The organism is Priestia sp. YIM B13490 (assembly GCF_042787735.1).
GTDB classification, from domain to species: Bacteria; Bacillota; Bacilli; order Bacillales; family Bacillaceae_H; genus Priestia; species Priestia megaterium.
In genome coordinates this window covers 523,792-541,870 of record NZ_JBHZOT010000001.1, presented here as the reverse complement: position 1 = coordinate 541,870, position 18,079 = coordinate 523,792, and the positions used below count along the sequence as shown (strand labels likewise).

The following is an 18,079-nucleotide window of genomic DNA, read 5'->3' as shown; positions in this document are numbered from 1 at the left end:
ACGTTGCGCACCTGCGCGATGCTTTATCAGTTTGAGAGGAGAATAACAGTGAAGAAAGATATCGCTTTACGTTCTTATCTGCTAGAAAGTGCACCTAATATGACGGAAGAATGGTATGAATCTTTGGACAAAAAATCGTCTGAAGGCGTATATACCTCTAATGACCCTGACGTCATTCAACGCTTAAAAGCGCAAAACTATGAATTTCATTTATATATTAGCAACGTCTTTATAGAAGATGAAAAAAGCTTTTTTGAATCTTTTAACACGTGGCTAAATAAAGTTGCCAAAGACCAACAGCATCTCAGAACCTCCATTCAAAGTATTATTAAAGAATTTATGAACGTCCGCAAACAATACTGTGAGTATATTAGCCGGTTTGCAGAACTTCATGATGACATTACTCAGCAGCACCTCGATGTATGGAATGAAAAAGTAATAAGGGTATTTGATATTATTATTTTGAAATTCATTACAGAAGCGCAGGAATATGCCTCAAACCGCCTCCGCTCTCAGCAGGAAATGATTCATGAATTAAGTTCACCTGTTATTGTGATTAAAAAAGACGTTGCTCTTTTACCGTTAGTCGGCGATATTGATACAGCAAGAGCCAAAATGATCCTAGAAAGCACGTTAAAACAGTGTGCAGAAAAACAAATCGCTCATTTGTATATTGATTTGTCAGGAGTTGTGATGATCGATACAATGGTCGCGCACGAGCTGTTTCAGCTGATAAATGCGCTTGATTTAATCGGCGTTAAATCGATTTTATCGGGCATTCGTCCTGAATTAGCCACTACTGCGATGCAGCTTGGTTTAAATTTTGAGCATATACGAATTAAATCGAACCTTGCTCAGGCATTGGAAGATGATTCAAAAATTGTAATTGCTTCTAGCACTCATTAATATAGGGATACAAACAAAAAACAGCCCCGAAAGGCTGTTTTTTATTTTCTATGATGAATGTTTTCAGAACCTGATTCATCTTTCGTTTTCGTTTTATTTTTCTCTTCTTTTTGTTCAAGTCTTATATCTTCCAACGGCATAGGATCGACCGTTTCTTCTTCTTTGAAACGTTCAAATAACGTTTCGTCTTGATCTGTTACACGCTGTTCCGTTTCATCTCTTTTTTTTGGTGTATTTGAAATAGATCTTTTCTGGCGTTCTCCCATTTTTTCTCCTCCTCTACTATAGGTGAAGCAATTATGTGTTCATAAAATCTCCGCCGTTGACATGAAGCGTTTGACCTGTCATATAAGATGAATCATTTGAAGCTAGCAGCACATAGCAGCCTACGTGCTCCACAGGATGCCCAGGTCTGCCCATCGGCGTATCTGTACCGAATTCTCCTACTTTATCACCTGAGAAAGTAGACGGGATAAGCGGTGTCCAGATCGGACCCGGCGCTACAGCGTTAACGCGAATGCCATCTTTGACAAGCGCTTGCGCCATACTGCGCGTAAAGCCGTTGATTGCACCTTTTGTCGCCGTATAATCAATCAGCTGAGGATTTCCGCGGTAAGGATTAATTGACGTTGTATTAATAATCGCACTGCCTTTTCCTAAATAATCAAGCGCTTTTTTCGTAAAATAAAAGTATGAATAAAAGTTCGTTTTGAACGTTCGTTCAAGCTGTTCACTTGTAATTTCTTTAATGCTTTCTTTTGGATGCTGCTCTCCTGCATTGTTCACAAGGATATCAAGCTTTCCAAGCTCACTTACTGTTTTTTCTACCGCTTCGTTACAGAACGATTCGTCTCCTACGTCTCCTGCAATCAGCAAGCATCTTACACCTTCTTCTTCAATGCGGGCTTTTGTTTCCTCGGCGTCGCTATGTTCGTTTAAGTAAACGATGGCTACGTCCGCTCCTTCTTTCGCATAAGCAATGGATACAGCTCGTCCAATTCCGCTGTCTCCCCCGGTAACTAGCGCTACCTTTCCTTTTAATTTTCCTGTACCAATGTAATTGTCATCCTCATAAATAGGGAGAGGATTCATCTCACTTTCGATACCCGGCTGGCGGTCTTGCGTTTGTTGGGGCTGGCCTTGTGTTTGTTGATCTTGTAAATTCATTTTAATCTCCTCCTATTTTTGATGGAACTTTTTAGTATAGTCTAGGTTTAGCCTTCTGTTTTGAAGTTCAAACATCTTTTTTTAAAAATTTATGATGTTTCTATTCTCTTTTACTATCTTAGAAAATTCATAGAAAACAAGTTTAAAGTTGGAAACAAAGGCTACAGAATGAGTAGAAGATGTATTTCAGAAATATCTTTTATCAGGAGGTTTGGTTCGTGTATGAAACACATTCAAGTAGCAGAAAACCAAGAGGAGGCAGCCTGCGTCATCCGTTCTTTTTTAAAGAAAGGATTTACAAGCAAAGATATTTATTTGCTGGCCTACGATAAAGAATGGGCTCAGAATTTAACGGAGGCAACACATACAAAAAAGTACAGAATGGCAGAGCAAGGTATGTTTGAAACGGCGGTAAATAAACTTCTTTCAAGAGAAGATGAGCTTCTTTCAAAGATGGCTTCGCTCGGCTTATCCAATCAAGAAGCAAACCGCTATAAAGAAGAAATGAAACAAGGACATATCGTGGTTATTGGCGCACAGAGTCAATCAATTCCCTACTAAAATAGCGAAAACGTTTTTTATCAGCTTATAAGGGTATTTAGTAAAATAAACCATTGTCTATCAAGAAAGGAAGTTATAACGATGTTAAATTATTTGGGAATTCAGATAGGCTCTCTTTATTTTCCTACTAGTATTTTGCTTATCACGTTTCTTGTATTAATCGGCTTTTTTATTTATTTCCTCTCTAGAAGAAGAAAAAACCGTCATGAATCACGTGAGCAATCACGAGGAAAATAAAAGAGAATGCCAATTTAAAAGCCCTTCATGCAAAAGGGCTCTCTGTACTATAAAACAGGCAGACACTTTTCATAGCGAGGGTTTACATAAAAAGGAGGACGAGGTTCTAAAAGCGGCAGATCCATTATTAATACCGCTTCAATTTTGACGTATAAAGGCTATGAACAGTTAATTGACTATACGGCAACTAAAGGAGCCATTGTTGGCTTTACTCGTGCGCTTTCCAATAGCGTGATTAAAGACGGCATTCGCGTAAACGCCGTAGCGCCGGGACGCATTTGGACACCGCTCATTCCAGCAAGCTTTTCAGCTGATCATGTAACGCAAGTGGACAATCCGATGGAGCGCCAAGGGCAGCCGTTTGAACTTGCTCCAACCTACGTGTACCTCGCAAGCGACGACTCACGGTTTGTCACGGGGCAGACGCTGCATGTAAACGGCGGAGAGTGGGTTTCTTCTTAAAAATCTCAATATAAAAAGCGTGAAGCCAAGCTCCACGCTTTTTCATTATTTACGGGATTCTTTTTGCAAAGGCGATTTTTCAATAGAACGCGTAAAGCGGTAAACATCAAGTTCTTGTCCTACCTCTGAAGGCAAATACCCAAACGTTGTGAAGCTGTCCACAGATTCCGGCTCAAGTGATAGAGACAATAAATTGTTTTGCGGCTGAGATGTTAAAAAGACGTAGCTTCCTTTTGGGAACGTCACCGTTTTTTTCTTCACGATTGTTTGCACGTCTACATTTGGTTTGTTTTCGTAGGCTTCATTTTCAATGCGGCTGCTAACACTATACGCTTCTACTGAAAGAACCGTTTCTTTCGTTAACTTGAAGCCCTTTACTCCTTGTCCCTGCAATTTCGCTGCTAACTCTTCATGTCCTGGCTTTAAAATATAAGCAGTCGGACGTTCGCGGACAAGCGTCGGCGTAGCTTTCTTTGCACTGTAGTACGTCACAGGAATGTCTTTAACAGACGCGCTTTCCACATCAACCATTTCTAACGTCGAGTTTGGTATTTTTTTATTTTCACTGTTCACAACAATTGGATCACGGTCATTTGCATTTTTTCCTTTTTTGACAAGCGCCGCTTTTTCTTTTGCAATCAGCGCTTTAATTTGTTTCGCATAAGCGGCTGTTTGCGTAATCAGCTTTTCTTGCGTAGCAATTTGGGCACTCACTCGCCGCGGAAAATCTTCTCGTCCAATACCGATCCCTCTGCTTTCGACTAAAAATGAAAACGATGGATACAAGCCTAGTGAATTTCGTCCGATCCGCGGTTCAACTGAGCCTTCTTCCACTTCAAGCTGCCCTTGTTTGTTCACTTGAGACGTATAGTATACTTCTCCTGAATATCCTTGCTTTTCAATGGCTGTAAGCGTGCTGTTCACAAACAGCTCATCAGACACGTCTCGAATGTTCTGCGGAATATTTAAGTTTCGACCGGACTGCAGTAAAATATCGTGATACTTCCACACGCCTTCTTTACCGATATTTTTAAGCCCGCTGCTGTAAGGCGTATATTCATGAGCGTCGATGACAACTTCTGGTGAAAAACGGTTAAATTCAGCTCGTACGCTCTGCACTTCCGGGCTTTCAAGCTTTATGTAGTCGCGGTTTCCATCTAAATTATTTGCTAGCTGACGCTTGAATGCATAAGATCCGTCTGGATTAATGCGCGGCACAATGACGATGTTCACTTTATTTAGCACATCTTTTCCAAAGTCTTCTGTCAAACGCGTCGCAACGGCGAGTACGGATTCACCGCTTGCCGGTTCATTACCATGAATCTGACTTTGAAGCCAAATCGTTGGTTTTTTGGATATTTTTCCATCCGCAAATTTCTTTTCCTTTGAAAAATACAGAGCCGGAATGTCTCGTCCTTGCTGTGATTTACCGATAATCTTCAGCTTTACGTACGGACTTTTATGAGCAAGCTTTTGAACATAGCTCATCATTTCTTCTTGAGTCGTAAAGGCTTCTTGTCCTTTCAGAAATGCCGGCGTGGCTTCATTCACCTTTATTTCCGGATAAAGCGCTTTAATTTTTTCCGGCTGGCTATAGTCTTTTCCGTAATAAGGCATCTCAGCTTGTACCGCAAGCGGCGACAGCAATAATCCAATCGACAAAAGAGCTGGCACGGCCGTTCGTTTTACTGTTTTTTTCATTCATTTACTCCTCCCCATCCCCTTGGTTAGACATTTTAAATTTTTAAAATATTTAAAATGTTACATAAATAATTATACCGTTTAAGGAAATAACTTCAAGATAAGGGAGCTGAACCTTTTTGACTATTTTAATGTAGGAGACGAGTGCGGTTTTATAACAAAGAGATTAGGACATAGCAAAACCAACTCAATATGAAGACGACCAATCAAGGTAAATGATCTAAACCGCTTTTCCCGCAGGATCCTTCCCCTTCAATCAACTGCTAGAAGGAATGAAACAAATGAAATCTCCGTTCGCCATAACAAAAAAATGTACCTCTAATCAAACATGTTGATCAATGGTTCATTTTTCATTTCAGCTAACATACGTTTGTTCCAGCCTCTTTTTTATGTATGAACTGCTATAAAAATCAGGATTCCCTTGAGCTTGGATTGAGCTAGTCTAGCTGTTTCATAGTCCATGCAGCTATCTCTCCTATGTTCATTTCTTTACGGATTCTAGCGTTTCTAAATCATATCGGCCAATTTCTTTGTTATTTCTCGTAATGACGAGTGTTCCATGCCTCGCCACCTTTTGGAGTTTTTTTAATTCCTGATCGGACGGAGCCATAGGCATTTCTTTGTTTTTAACAGTCGCGCCCAAATCGTAGTGCACATCGACTTTTCCTTTTTTCATATAGTTAAACTCTTCAATTCCCATACCTGTACCGAACTGCTCATGCCCTTCATCAAATACATTAACACCTACTGTATTGATAGATGCTTTCTTTAAATCTTCATTCGGTATAATTTTAGCTTCTATTTCGTCTTTATCATTTTGATAGAATTTACGCTTGCCTTGCTGCTTCATTTTAAACTCGTAATACAGCGCTTTTGGTTTTACGTCCACCATTTTCCCTTTGCTATCTTGTATACCAACTTTTCCAATTAAATCAGCAGCATCCGTTATCTTGACTTTCACTTTTTGAATGCTATAGCCGCTCTCTTCTTTACTAGCAAAGTTTGAGCACGCTACCAATGACATTGCCAAAAAAGCACTCAATGTGCCCACCATAAATTTCTTCACTTCACCACTCCTCAAGGATTAATATACCATAAAAGGAATTTAATTGGATGTTTATCAGTCGATTTTGTAAATAAGTACAGAGGCAGCAACCAACCTATTGACTTAAGTTTCCTCACCAGCTCTATAAAAACATAAAAAGCTCTCTCCATGAGGAAAGAGCTACTCTATCACAAAGTCCGCTTCTGCTTTTACCACTCCGTTTACAATAACAGAAAGCGTATGCGTACCGCTGTAATGTTTTCTTGTACTTAAATCTTTAAACGCATGCTTTTTTGTGACTGTCAGCGTTTGGCCTGCTTTTGCTTGAACATTTTTTAGCATAAACACTTTTTGCCTGCGGTTTCCTTTTGCTTTTACGTAATGAATTCCATACTCTATGCGAAGGGGCATGTTTTTTTTCACCGATAATGGGAAAGAAAAGTCAATGCTATCACCGATTGTAATAGTATGCGGATGTACGCTAAGTTCTGTGACAGTCACGCCCGGATCATCTCCATAGCCAAAAAGAGACAGAGCTTCAGGATCTCCTTTTTTCAACAGTGAGCGGCACGCATGTTTAACGATCCAATCGGTTTTAACGTCTTTTCCGTACCAGCTTTTCACCACATCAAGCATCCAGTCTTTTTCTATGTAAGAAATATCATTTAAATGATTGGCTACGCTTTTTCGGACATAGAGCGATTCATCGCATTTTAACTGCTCTAAAATCGGCAGCGTTTGTTTCGGATCTTGCTTTAACGCAGGTACTGATTGTCCCCACGGAAGTCTAGGCCGGCTTCCTTCGCTTGCTAATCTGCGAATATGATGATTTTCATCTCCTGCCCATTCAATCATTTGCTGGAGCATTCGATTTTTATCTTGAATTAAAAACGGACGCACCGCAAATTCTGATGTGGAAAACGGCGTAAAAAACGCGAGTGCTTTTATTGAAGCTTTCCAAGCGTTCAATCCGTACAGTTCAACGTAATCTGGAAAAATCGTGCCTTGAAGTCCTCCTACCGTTGGAGCCACTTTATAAAGGATATGAAGTGCTTCTTCATAATCCCCCGGCAGCACTTCATGCATGGAAAGCGTAATTCTTCTCATGCGCTCTTTCAGCCCTAAGTCTTCCCAGTCCTGTTGAAAAACCAGCTCATGAAATACTTGTTTATCAAATGAACTCATTTCACGTGAAAAAGCGTCGCTCAAGTGCGTAATCAACTCTTCATTAAATACGCTTTTACGTAACTCTTCAGCCATACTTATCCCTCTTTTCCAGGCAGTATTTTATTTTCTTTTGAATAAAGCGCCCGCTCGTACATGCCTTTTTTAAAAATTTGCATAAACAGCTGCTTATTTTTAACTTCTTTAAATCCGTACTGACTGTACAAACCGTGAGCATCTTTTGTTGCCAATAAAATTTTTCGTACGTGTTGAATCGGCTGATAGCCAATCATTTCTTGTACCAGCGCTTTTCCAAGCCCGTTGCCCCGTGCGTGCGGAAGAATAAACACATCCGCCAAATAAGCAAACGTGGCAAAATCAGAAATAATTCGTCCGAATCCTACTTGTTTATCGCACTCATCATACACGCCAAAACAAACGGAGTGTTCAATGGACGTTTGAACAAGGTGAAGCGGAATTCCTTTTGCCCAGTATGACTCATAATGAAGGTACGAGTAGATGACATCTATATCAAGCTTTTCTTTATTCGTATGTATCGTAAACTGATGATTTTCTTTCATGCTGCATCCTCCTTGCTTCTCTATCATAGCACAAATGTTCGCAATAGAAAAAAGCCTTTTCGGTAAAAGGCTTTTTTGCCTAGTATGATATTTTTTTAGAAACAGAAGCATTTTTTCTATAGCGTCTTGCGACTATGTAAATAAGCGGACTGCCAATAATCGTCGGCAAAAACCAATAAGAAAGTGCCGGAAGCTTGTTTAACAGCGGAATACTGTCTCCAACATTTACAAGCAGTGCGGTAACCGCTCCGATATAAGACCCTAGCATACCGCGAATATGATGCTGAAGCCAGTTCTTCCATTTTCGCTTGCGTGCTGCATAGCCATAAATCGCTAATCCGTATGAAAACACGGCAATATAAAATAAATAAGCAATTTCGTTCCATTTCCAAATCGCTAACATGATAGCTGTGGCAGCTAGTGCTGCATAAGAAGCGTGATACACTTCTCCCCATTTGGTATGCCGTCCTTTTTTCTTAGCCGCTAGCATAGACACCATTCCTGAAAGCAAGCAAATCATGCCTAGTCCAATATGGATACTTAATATAACTTCAAATAAATCCAACGCGTTCTCTCCTTTTACGTACTTCTCTCTTATATCTTCGGCTAGCGCCCTTATTTTTTAACAAAATACCCCTATTTTCTTTCCAACTCTTTACTTACATGATGCATATGCTCCACGTTAAAAAGCGCATACTAGCTGTAGAAAAGGAGGCGGATAGGCAGTGGAAAATGCTCGAATTAGCGGATGGCAGCTGTTTGTGTTAATTACGCTCTTTGAGATTGGCAGCGCCTTTTTGGTCGGCTTAGCGATGGACGCTAAGCAAGATGCTTGGATTGCCATTTTAGTTGGTATGATCAGCAACTACGCACTCATTTATATATATTATCGCTTGCACCGCTATTATCCGCATTTAGCGCTGACGGAGTATATTGAAAAAATCATTGGAAAAGTGCCGGGACGCATGCTTGCTTTTCTTTATGTCTTATATTTTGCTAACGGAGCCGCGCGGGTGCTGCGTGATTTCGGAGCAATGCTTCTCACCTTCGTCTATCCCGATACGCCGCTTTTTATGGTGAACGCTTTGCTAATGCTTGGGATTATCTATACCCTTCGTCAAGGAATTGAAGTGATGGCACGTTCAGCAGAACTGCTCTTTATTTTCATCTATGTTCTCGCCGTTGCTGGCTTTATTCTTATCTTTGTTTCCGGCCTTATTGATTTTACAAGTCTGCGTCCGATTCTTGAAAAAGGCATTGCTCCGGTGCTGCGCGTTGCGTACAGCCAAACGATCTATTTTCCTTTTGGTGAAGTGATTGTATTTGCAATGATCTTTCCATACACAAAGAATGTGAAAAAGACCGCTTTGATTGTATTCAGCGCCATTACGTTAAACGGTATTAACCTTATGATTACAATAATTGTGAATATAGGTGTGCTGGGCGTTACCTTAACATCGAGGTCTGCTTTTCCGCTTTTAGGCACGGTTCAAAGCATTCAATTCGCAGGTTTTTTAGAACGGCTTGATGTGTTTTTTATGCTGGCTTTAATCACTGGCGGCTTCTTTAAAATCGGTCTGTTTTTCTATGCCACTTTGCTGGGGCTTTCCCACGTGTTTAAGCTTAAAAACCCGTCACCGCTTGTATTTCCAATCAGCTTAGTCGCTTTGTTTTATTCATTGTCTATTGCTCAAAACTATTTCGAACACGTATATGAAGGGTTAAAAATCATTCCGCTCACTTTACATCTTCCGTTTCAAATTGTCATTCCTGCTCTTTTACTCGTGATCGCATTTTTAAGAAATCGAAAAAAAGTACAGTCCGTCCCTGTGAAAAATACCGCAGAAAATTCGTAGTATGTCCATTTCTCTATTGGATTTAATCTCCTAAAATTATACAATATAATCAAGAAGCCAAAAGGAGAACCAATATGATTGGATTAATTCTTTCTATTTTAATATTTAACATTCTTGCTTTTAAAACAAACAAGCGCTTCACAGCAAATCAAATTGTTCACATTTGGATGTTCACCATTGCTGCTCAGCATATCTTTGACGTCTTCATTAATTTCAAATTTCACGGCTACTGGTATTTTACACAAGAGACAGACTGGCAAGGTATTTTTGCCTATACTGTTCTCATTCCGCCTGTGAACATGCTTTTTCTTACCTACTATCCTTTTGCCGGAAAGCTCACAAAAAAAGCCGCCTATATTTTACTTTGGTCGGTTGCTGTTTTACTTTATGAAGTAGTGGCCCTTCTCCCTGCTCCTTGGGGTTATTTTCACTACGGATGGTGGACATGGTGGTATTCGCTCCTGCTAAATCCGCTGTTGTTTTGGATGGTGGTGCAGTATTACCGGTGGGTGTGTAAAATTGAAAAAAGAGCGATCACTTAAAAATAGAATAGCCTTTGGATCAGCACATCATCAGTTTCAGGACCTGCAATAAAATGAGTGTCTGCTTCTCCGCTGGCTATTCTTTTTTATTTAAAAACGTCTTTAGACAAGGAAACTTGCTTTTCTTTTTCTTTTCCAACTAACGACACAAGGAATCCTGCTATTCCGGCTATACATAGAACCACTAATAGACCAGTAGTGCCTACTAACAAGCTCACCGCAGCTGACGCTAACATTCCTCCAATATAGCGAAAAGTAGAATAAATGCCCGATGCAGTGCCTGATTGCTCTTTTTTGACGGATTGAATATTCATAGCCTGCATAGATGAAACACCGATCCCTGCTCCCACTCCTCCTACTAATAAAGATACAATGGTATAAGAAATGGAGGCATTTGCTAAGTGGAAATAAAGCATCGCCGCAAGCAGTGAAATAAGAAATGATAGCCGTATCGGATGTTCTTTCCCTACCTTTTCTGCTAACAATCCTCCCAGCCAAGAAGAAATAGACATGGCTAATGAAAAAAAGAAAAGAAGCAAACCAATTAACCGAATATCATACTGCTTCTCTAGCAAAAGCGGAACAAACAAAATGGTACTATACATCATAAAATTACTGCATAGAATGGAAAGATTTGAAGAAAAAAAAGGACGAACCTTAAAAAGCTTAAAATCAATCAGCGGCTCTTGGACTTTGCGTTCTTGCACAATGAAAAGAACGATAGACGCTATGCATATAAAAATAGTCCAAGCATTAAACAAATCACGGTGCGTCAGCATTAGCGTAAAGCTCGTCATGCTTACTCCAAGTAAAAAAGCGCCCCCTATATCCAGCATTTTTGCTTTTTGTTTTACGTTAGACGGCACGTATATAAATGAGCAAATCAACGATAGAACAGCAAAAGGAACGTTAAACCAAAAAATCGACGTCCACCCAAGATACTTAATTAAAAAGGCACCTAATACAGGACCTACAGCTGCTCCCAGCCCCATTGATAAGCCAAATAACCCAAGTGTTCTTCCAAGCTTTTCTTTTGGCAAACTGTGTCTCATAATGGCTGTTGCGTTAGGCGTAGCTAGTGCGCCTCCTAATGCTTGCAGCGTTCGAAAAACGGTGAGCGAAAGTAAGTTATATGAAAACACACAGGCGGCAGATCCCACTAAAAAAATAATCATTCCAGCTACGAACATCGTTTTATTTCCATATAAATCGCCAAGTTTCCCCGCGATGGGCTGAGCAACTGCCATCACAATTAAGTAGATAGTTACCACTACTGATACATGTACGATGGAAAGATGAAGCGCTTTGGCAATAGACGGTAAGCCTACTGCAATCATAGTGGAATTAACGGGAATTAAAAAAGTTCCCGTTAAAATAGAAAAGATAATCAAAGACGGCTTACTGCTGTTCAATCGTCACCACTCCGTTAGTTCCGTCTACGGTAACAACATCTCCGTCTTTTAGTAGATCCACGGCTACTTTTGTGCCAAGAACCGCTGGAAGTTTATATTCACGAGCCACTGTTCCTGCATGAGATAAAATCCCTCCTGCATTGGTTACAATTGCGCCTGCAAGCGAAAATAACGTGGTCCAAGCCGGTGCTGTTGTTTCACACACAAGAACCTCTCCTTGTTTAAGTTTAGAAAATTGACTTGGATCTGAAATGATTTTTACTACTCCCGTATAAACGCCTCTTGAAGCGGCACTTCCTTTAAAGATTTTTTGCGTTTCATCTACTTCTGGAGGCCCCATTTTCCCGAATATACGCTCTAATAAAGGATCTTCTCCTGTTTGAGGAGGCGTGCCATAAGCAGGCGGCGTTTTTTTATGACGATTTTCTTCAAACTCCTGCTTTCTATTGACGATCAGTTCATGAGATGCCACGGGCGTTTTTAATACTTCCAGCAATTCATCGTAATAGAAATAAAAGATATCTTGAGGCTGATGAATCACTTGGTGATCAGCTAAAAGAGTTCCTACATTCAGCAAAAACAGTCTTGCTGTAGCAGGCAGCATCGCATCGATATAAAAATGATGATCTTCATCCAACCCCCACGCGTCTAGGGCCCATCCATAAAACAGCTTAAACTGCTCTTTTTCTTGGCACTCTGGCATTTTTGCGAGTACATCATGATAGCTTTCTTCTCTTTTTTTTACGACATCTTCATAATTTTTCTTGAAGTCGTAATCTTTACGCACATAGCCAGCAATAATCGATAGCGCATGTAAAGGATTCTCTACCCACGTCTCATCAATAAACTCGTGCGAATTTGCAGAACGATAGCCATACTCATCCAAAAAGTTTTGCAGATTCTTTAAAAATTCTCTGCCTTCAGCTGTGCCTAATAGATTTGCTTCTATGTCTTCTGACTTCTGGTCCGTAAAAGCTTGTTTTAACGGGCCAGAACGCTTTACCTTGTCAGTTAGTTCCCAAAGTGCTTGATCCGTTTCAAGTGACTTGTTCATTACGCCTTCTAGCAGATCATATACGTAAGCGGTATTCTCATCTCCCGTCAAGGCTCCATATAGCTCTTCTAAAATCATTCCTAAATCACTTCTTGGCATGACAATTTCAAAGTGAAGCTGCCAAGCTTTTTTATAAAAATCATGCAGTTCTTTTACTTTTTCTTCTGCTTCTTTTAAAGATAAGGGACGTTCTGCATTTCTTTTAACTTCCGTATAAAAAGGTAAAAACACCTCATTAACGTACTCGTATAATCTAGGTTTAAGTCGAGGTAACAGCGGCTTCACTGCTTCTTGGTGCTCCTTTAAGCGATCGTTTACGTCACCGGGAAACGGGATATTTTGCTGATACATTTTTCCATCAGCTAATTTCACTACAAATTGATAGATAGGCAGTTTTAACGTTTCAAAACCTTGCTTTGTCCCATAAGTCATTGCCGGAAGCTGAAAGGAAGCGTATAAAGGACTTAGCGCATGTGCGATATGTAGGTTGTCTTGCACCCAAAATCCTGTTTGTTTTTCTTCCTCACTTAAAAATAGGTCGTTTTGAAATGCAGATAATACCTTCATTTGATTTCCCCTTTCCTTTTCATTATGTAGTAACAGGTCTCACTTGAAGCAAATAAATATGTTCATTTTTTATGGCAAATTCAATGTCTACAGCGTACTGACAATACTGCTCTACTTGATTCGTTAAACAAAGCAGCTGTAGTGCTGTTTCATCTGATATGGAAAATTCATTTTTTTCTTTATCCGTTGTCACAGCTTTTGTTATTCCTGTAAAACCTGACACTAGCTTATACTCTTTTAATCCTAGTTCTTTCACTATACTTTTTGTCTGTTTATGAATAATAAATAAATCTGGCGTAACACCACCTGATACGATTCCCTCTCCTAAGCCGTACGCCACGTTAATGACTACTTCATCTTCACTTTCTGTAATAGGATTTACGCTAAAAATCACTCCGGATACATCGGCTTCAACCATTCCTTGTACAAGGACACCCATCTGGGGATTAGAAAGCGAAATTTCTTTATCTTCGGCGTACGCTTGAACAACGGATGAAAAATAAGAAGCCCAGCATTTTTTTATACTTGTCAAAAGTTCTTCTCTGTTTCTTACGTTTAATATCGTTTCATACTGTCCGGCAAAAGACGCATTCTCCAAATCTTCAAGTGCGGAAGAAGATCTTACGGCTACGGCTTTTACACCAGCACCTTGAATATTGGCATACGAAGAAACAATTTCTTTTTGCAAAGCTAAAGGAAACGTGCCGCTTTGAATCTTCTTTTCTATGACGCTGCTATCTTTTGCTTTTATTTCTATTTGGTTAAACGTTAAAAAGGAATGTAATGCGTGAGATGTTAAAACAAATCCTGTAGGGATATGAGAAACGTGCTGAATCATTTTTGAGAGATTGTAAGCTTTTGAACCTACTGCTTGAAGTTCTGCATAACATGCTTTTTCTAAAGAGACGATGTACAATCACTTAACCTCCTTTCATTTATGTTAAAAGACAACCAAATAAAATAGGAAAATCTATTTAAAACCATAATGTGATTTTATGGAACTAAGTCCAGTTTACCAAAAATTAACATAACTTTAAATATCTTTACAAAAAAATCACAAACCATATTCACTAGAATATGATTTGTGATTTTTTTTATAACTAACACATTTGAAATTCGTAGCGTTTTAACAAATTAAACGGTATCTCTCTCCTTCTTCTCCCTCACAAACTCCACCACAGGCCCCACAATAATACAAATTCCCGCGATAATCAGCCAGCCAAACGCAAAATACGTCCAGCCTTTAAAAAAGGAAAGCGTGTATTGATAGCCCGTTAAAAACATCACGCCTGGAAACAAGAGGACAAACAAAAATGTAAGTCCCAGCGCCCAGCGCGCACATAGCTTTGCGTCTTTATTTAACTGTTGTTGTGGATCCATACGCCACTTCCTCCCTTAATGGTTCATCTCCATGTTCATCAAAGCTTTTGAATTTGTCTTTTAGTTCATCAAAGTCAAATTCTTTTTTAGCAAGCAAGCCGTGTCCAATTGATATGATTCCGCTGATAATAAAAACGGTAGAATTTCCAATAAGCATTGGATACAGTCCGCCAAGGGCTTCTACATTAATGTGACCGTTAATCAAGTAAGCAGATGTGTTCCATGCGACAACGCCGCCAATCATCCCTAAAAGCGCTCCGTAAAATGCACCTGTATTCGTCGCTTTTTTCCACATCAGTCCAAGCGTAACGGGAATAACGGCTCCGCTGACGAAAATGCCCATAGCCATATACACAAACCCAAGGCTAATTCCTAAGTAAAACAGTAAAATGGAAAACACACCCATCGCAAACCCAAAGCCAAGCGTCACTTTTCGCGACGTGCTTAAGATTTTTTTACTGCTTGCTTTTGGATTAATAGAACGCAGGTAAATGTCCGTTACGATAATATTTGTGATCGCTGTTAATTCAGCCGCTCCTGTCGACATTACCGCCATAAACAGCATCGTTAAAAACAAAATAGAACCTAGATTTCCAAGCACGTGTGACGCCATAACGGGCGCGATAGAATCCGGTGAATCTACGGCAATTCCAAGCCCAGCCGCACTTACACCTAGGAAAGTGGCAACGGCAAAGGGAATCGAAAACCAGGCAATTCCGCCGTAAATATACGCTTTTGAAGCAGCGCTGTTTTTACTTGCGATGGCACGCTGCCAGTATGCTTGATCCACAAAGACCGTACCGAAGTTCCCGATAATATTAATCATCCCAAACAAAAGACCCGGCACCGATGCCATCGTAAGCATATGCTGTGACGAAGGCAGATTTTTCAGCCCTTCGTACACGCTTGTTATGCCGAACTTATAATAAACGGCAGCAGCAAAAATAAATAAAATAATGAAAATAAAAACGGTGTTAAAATAATCAGCAACAAATGAGGCTTTTAAACCGCCAATCATGGTGTAGATGGTAAACGTAAGAGGAATTAAAAAAGCAGCAATAAAAATATTCATCCCGGTAAGAGAGTTTAAAGCAATGGCTCCTCCTAAAATAACCATGGCGGTCACAATAATATTTGTCATAAGAGCAAAGCCAAGCATTAAACGATGATTTTTCACGTCGAAACGCTGTGCAATAAATTCTAAAAACGTATGAGCATTCGGTGCTTTTTTCTTCAGGTTAATCGCGACAATGGCAAACAGCAAAATTTGAATGCTTGCTCCCGCTGCGTACCAATACGGTCCGCTAATGCCGTACTGATAGCCTGTGGAAGAAGACATCATTAACGTAGCGGCCCACGTCCATGCAGCAATAATGGATGCACTCGCCAGCCCAACGCTTACATTTCTTCCGGCTGTACTAAACTGCTCAGCCGTCATTTCCTTTCCTTGGCGGCGCTGCATCATGATTGTAACGGCCGTAAAGCCTCCTCCAAAAATCAGTAAAATCAAATACCCGACGCTTGATGAAAGCATCTTCTCCCTCCTCCTCCTATTAATGTTAGATTTACTAACATTAATATGTAAATAAAAGTAACATTTGTTAATAAAATACCACGCCATAAAATTATTAACAATACTGTATTTTCTGATTATTAAAGAGTATAATTAGATATTTTCTCTTTTTATATACAAAAAGCCGGCACATTCGCACCGGCTTAAGCGTAAATTTTCGTTTTCAACATGTTTTATTTCCTCACATGAACGAAATATAAAAAAACGATAGCCCTTGAGACTATCGTTTTTTTTATTATTGAGATACCATTACTTTTTGGCGAACGTGCTCTAAGTGATCACGAACCGCTTCTGCTGCTTCTTCTGGCTCACCATTTTTAATCGCTTCAAAAATACGCTCATGGTCGGCATCCGTTTGCTTGCGATTTTCTTTTTGGCTTTTATTTAACGAATAAGCAAGCGCTTTTCGATACAAATGGCCTAAATCTTCTACAGCATGAAGAAGGAATGAGTTATGAGCTGCTTTCACGATATCATGGTGAAAGCGATAGTCCGCTTCATGTCCAATTTCTTCACTGTTGTGAACCGTCTTTTTAAATGCTTCTAACGATTCTTTAATTTCAATCAGTTCTTCATCCGTACGGCGCAGCGCGGCTAAGCTTGCTGCCTGCGACTCGATGATAATACGCATTTCAATTAATTCAAGAACCTGATCTGCTTCAACCATTTCAAACGTCATTGGATCAAGCATACCCACTAAGTTTACACGTTTTACGTAGCTTCCTCCGCCTTGTCGTGATTCAATTAATCCGCTGGCAGAAAGAACGCTTAGCGCTTCACGAATTGGTGCGCGGCTCACTCCAAACATTTTGGATAACTCATGTTCCGACGGCAAACGAGACTCTGGCGGGAACGTTTTCTCTTTAATCATCTTTTTTAATTGATCAAGCACTTGACTAGATACTTTTTTACGCTCAATAGGTACAAACATACTTCTATTCCTCCTCCAAGTAATTATCTCTCTCTTTTTTTTAGTTTTCATCGGACCCAGATTAACTATGTGTATTCCGATTTATGTAAACGCTTCAATCTTTGTATTACAAGTATACATTATTTCAATTCAAATGTGTTGATAAAATTTTACTATTATTGTTATTATACCATGAAAACAAGTTATAAATGAATAACGATTCATGGTTTTTTGACATAATACCACTATCTTACATATAATCCGTATACAATCATAATCGCCGCGTCCGCTAACGCATGACTAATAATTGCCGCTTCGGCACCATATCGCTCCCTTATACACGCCCACGTTATACCTGCTAAAAAAACGCCTGCAGCCGAGATCCAATTAAAAGGAAACGCAAAAACGGGCAGAATAATAAACAGGTGATAAAGCGTATAAAAGCTTGATGTAACAATGGTTGAAGCGGGTAAGGACAGATGCTTCTTCACTTTATTCTGTATATAGACGCGCCAATACATTTCTTCTAAATAAGGGTTAATAAAAATCAAAATGACGGCTAAAATGATCACTTTCCATCCGCTAAATCCCCATATTTGCAAAACCGCTTGCATATCTTCTGCATGAAAGATTTTACCAGAAAAAAACAGGCTGCTTCCAATTATCACAGCGGCACATAGAACTCCGCTCAGAGTTCCCACATACAGAGATTTTTTTGTAAGCGCTACCTTCAAGTTAATTTTATTATTCGCATATAAAATCATAAACATCCAGCCGTAAAAGCAAACAAATGTTACCAACACATTTTGGATAAGCCACAAACCGAAAAAAACAAAGATTGTTGGCATAAACAGCAAAAACAAAAATTTTATCACGTTTATGGCGCACCTTCTTTAAGAGACGCTTTTCTTTTACCTAGTAAACCTTTCGTATTCAAAAGGTTTACTATCTTTTATCTTAT

General features: G+C 39.6%; 18 protein-coding genes and 1 pseudogene. 5 read left to right on the top strand and 14 right to left on the bottom strand.

Features of this window, described 5'->3' with window-relative positions; all coding sequences use genetic code 11:
* Window positions 1-48 precede the first annotated feature (48 nt).
* Window positions 49-906 carry an STAS domain-containing protein gene (locus ACFX4R_RS02995; RefSeq protein ID WP_043981155.1) on the top strand — a complete coding sequence of 286 codons (858 nt, stop codon included), beginning with the start codon at window positions 49-51 and terminating at the stop codon, window positions 904-906.
* 41 nt (window positions 907-947) lie between these two features.
* On the opposite strand, the gene ACFX4R_RS02990 is transcribed toward ACFX4R_RS02995, so the two are convergent.
* Together ACFX4R_RS02990 and ACFX4R_RS02985 are read right to left on the bottom strand one after the other, a co-directional pair.
* Complete coding sequence (locus tag ACFX4R_RS02990; protein ID WP_028409498.1) at window positions 948-1,172, bottom strand: hypothetical protein; 225 nt, start codon at window positions 1,170-1,172, stop codon at window positions 948-950.
* Window positions 1,173-1,203: 31 nt separating this feature from the next.
* The gene (locus ACFX4R_RS02985) at window positions 1,204-2,073 is read right to left on the bottom strand and encodes an SDR family oxidoreductase (protein ID WP_013058194.1); all 870 of its coding nucleotides are present in this window, start codon (window positions 2,071-2,073) and stop codon (window positions 1,204-1,206) included.
* Window positions 2,074-2,295: 222 nt separating this feature from the next.
* Between ACFX4R_RS02985 and ACFX4R_RS02980 the strand changes: the two genes are divergently transcribed.
* Together ACFX4R_RS02980 and ACFX4R_RS02975 are read left to right on the top strand one after the other, a co-directional pair.
* Complete coding sequence (locus tag ACFX4R_RS02980) at window positions 2,296-2,634, top strand: YflT domain-containing protein (protein ID WP_043981149.1); 339 nt, start codon at window positions 2,296-2,298, stop codon at window positions 2,632-2,634.
* Window positions 2,635-2,979: 345 nt separating this feature from the next.
* Window positions 2,980-3,333, top strand: a pseudogene (locus tag ACFX4R_RS02975) (SDR family oxidoreductase); the annotation flags it as partial.
* Between the two features lie 45 nt (window positions 3,334-3,378).
* Here the strand turns inward: ACFX4R_RS02975 and ACFX4R_RS02970 are convergent.
* The 5 genes from ACFX4R_RS02970 to ACFX4R_RS02950 all read right to left on the bottom strand — a co-directional run bounded on the left by ACFX4R_RS02970 (window position 3,379) and on the right by ACFX4R_RS02950 (window position 8,389).
* On the bottom strand, window positions 3,379-5,034 hold the full coding sequence (locus ACFX4R_RS02970) for a M14 family metallopeptidase (RefSeq protein ID WP_377568739.1): 1,656 nt from the start codon (window positions 5,032-5,034) through the stop codon (window positions 3,379-3,381).
* 481 nt (window positions 5,035-5,515) lie between these two features.
* Entirely contained in the window at window positions 5,516-6,100 is a 585-nt protein-coding gene (locus tag ACFX4R_RS02965) for a hypothetical protein (protein ID WP_162214687.1), read from the bottom strand.
* A 159-nt stretch (window positions 6,101-6,259) separates the two neighbouring features.
* On the bottom strand, window positions 6,260-7,339 hold the full coding sequence (locus ACFX4R_RS02960; protein ID WP_377568736.1) for a DNA alkylation repair protein: 1,080 nt from the start codon (window positions 7,337-7,339) through the stop codon (window positions 6,260-6,262).
* Between the two features lie 2 nt (window positions 7,340-7,341).
* The gene (locus ACFX4R_RS02955; RefSeq protein ID WP_043981141.1) at window positions 7,342-7,824 is read right to left on the bottom strand and encodes a GNAT family N-acetyltransferase; all 483 of its coding nucleotides are present in this window, start codon (window positions 7,822-7,824) and stop codon (window positions 7,342-7,344) included.
* A 79-nt stretch (window positions 7,825-7,903) separates the two neighbouring features.
* Window positions 7,904-8,389: a hypothetical protein gene (locus tag ACFX4R_RS02950; protein ID WP_043981139.1), complete on the bottom strand. Its 486-nt coding sequence runs from the start codon at window positions 8,387-8,389 to the stop codon at window positions 7,904-7,906.
* Window positions 8,390-8,549: 160 nt separating this feature from the next.
* Between ACFX4R_RS02950 and ACFX4R_RS02945 the strand changes: the two genes are divergently transcribed.
* Window positions 8,550-9,680, top strand: a complete 1,131-nt coding sequence (locus ACFX4R_RS02945) for a GerAB/ArcD/ProY family transporter (RefSeq protein ID WP_377568733.1) — start codon at window positions 8,550-8,552, stop codon at window positions 9,678-9,680.
* Between the two features lie 74 nt (window positions 9,681-9,754).
* A complete protein-coding gene (locus ACFX4R_RS02940) occupies window positions 9,755-10,222 on the top strand; it encodes a hypothetical protein (RefSeq protein WP_221840965.1) in 468 nt (155 codons plus the stop codon).
* 86 nt (window positions 10,223-10,308) lie between these two features.
* Here the strand turns inward: ACFX4R_RS02940 and ACFX4R_RS02935 are convergent, their stop codons facing one another.
* From ACFX4R_RS02935 to ACFX4R_RS02905, 7 genes are all read right to left on the bottom strand, one after another.
* Entirely contained in the window at window positions 10,309-11,634 is a 1,326-nt protein-coding gene (locus tag ACFX4R_RS02935; protein ID WP_235593547.1) for an MFS transporter, read from the bottom strand.
* Window positions 11,621-13,255, bottom strand: a complete 1,635-nt coding sequence (locus ACFX4R_RS02930; protein WP_377568730.1) for a PEP-utilizing enzyme — start codon at window positions 13,253-13,255, stop codon at window positions 11,621-11,623. The genes ACFX4R_RS02935 and ACFX4R_RS02930 overlap by 14 nt, the downstream gene beginning before the upstream one ends.
* A gap of 22 nt (window positions 13,256-13,277) precedes the next feature.
* Window positions 13,278-14,171 (bottom strand): PEP/pyruvate-binding domain-containing protein, encoded by an 894-nt coding sequence (locus tag ACFX4R_RS02925; RefSeq protein WP_162214690.1) that lies wholly within the window; start codon window positions 14,169-14,171, stop codon window positions 13,278-13,280.
* Between the two features lie 218 nt (window positions 14,172-14,389).
* Window positions 14,390-14,635, bottom strand: coding sequence for a hypothetical protein (locus ACFX4R_RS02920; RefSeq protein ID WP_043981129.1), 246 nt, complete (start codon window positions 14,633-14,635; stop codon window positions 14,390-14,392).
* Window positions 14,610-16,169, bottom strand: coding sequence for a sodium:solute symporter family protein (locus tag ACFX4R_RS02915; RefSeq protein WP_043981127.1), 1,560 nt, complete (start codon window positions 16,167-16,169; stop codon window positions 14,610-14,612). The genes ACFX4R_RS02920 and ACFX4R_RS02915 overlap by 26 nt, the downstream gene beginning before the upstream one ends.
* 274 nt (window positions 16,170-16,443) lie before the next feature.
* Window positions 16,444-17,139, bottom strand: a complete 696-nt coding sequence (locus tag ACFX4R_RS02910; protein ID WP_013058211.1) for a FadR/GntR family transcriptional regulator — start codon at window positions 17,137-17,139, stop codon at window positions 16,444-16,446.
* Window positions 17,140-17,363: 224 nt separating this feature from the next.
* Window positions 17,364-17,993, bottom strand: a complete 630-nt coding sequence (locus ACFX4R_RS02905; protein WP_165574850.1) for a CPBP family intramembrane glutamic endopeptidase — start codon at window positions 17,991-17,993, stop codon at window positions 17,364-17,366.
* Window positions 17,994-18,079 lie beyond the last annotated feature (86 nt).

Bases quoted from the DNA above. Each gene is read 5' to 3' on its own strand.
- ACFX4R_RS02990 (WP_028409498.1), bottom strand. From the start codon at position 1,172: ATGGGAGAACGCCAGAAAAGATCTATTTCAAATACACCAAAAAAAAGA.
- ACFX4R_RS02985 (WP_013058194.1), bottom strand. From the start codon at position 2,073: ATGAATTTACAAGATCAACAAACACAAGGCCAGCCCCAACAAACGCAA.
- ACFX4R_RS02980 (WP_043981149.1), top strand. From the start codon at position 2,296: ATGAAACACATTCAAGTAGCAGAAAACCAAGAGGAGGCAGCCTGCGTC.
- ACFX4R_RS02970 (WP_377568739.1), bottom strand. From the start codon at position 5,034: ATGAAAAAAACAGTAAAACGAACGGCCGTGCCAGCTCTTTTGTCGATT.
- ACFX4R_RS02960 (WP_377568736.1), bottom strand. From the start codon at position 7,339: ATGGCTGAAGAGTTACGTAAAAGCGTATTTAATGAAGAGTTGATTACG.
- ACFX4R_RS02955 (WP_043981141.1), bottom strand. From the start codon at position 7,824: ATGAAAGAAAATCATCAGTTTACGATACATACGAATAAAGAAAAGCTT.
- ACFX4R_RS02940 (WP_221840965.1), top strand. From the start codon at position 9,755: ATGATTGGATTAATTCTTTCTATTTTAATATTTAACATTCTTGCTTTT.
- ACFX4R_RS02930 (WP_377568730.1), bottom strand. From the start codon at position 13,255: ATGAAGGTATTATCTGCATTTCAAAACGACCTATTTTTAAGTGAGGAA.
- ACFX4R_RS02920 (WP_043981129.1), bottom strand. From the start codon at position 14,635: ATGGATCCACAACAACAGTTAAATAAAGACGCAAAGCTATGTGCGCGC.
- ACFX4R_RS02915 (WP_043981127.1), bottom strand. From the start codon at position 16,169: ATGCTTTCATCAAGCGTCGGGTATTTGATTTTACTGATTTTTGGAGGA.
- ACFX4R_RS02910 (WP_013058211.1), bottom strand. From the start codon at position 17,139: ATGTTTGTACCTATTGAGCGTAAAAAAGTATCTAGTCAAGTGCTTGAT.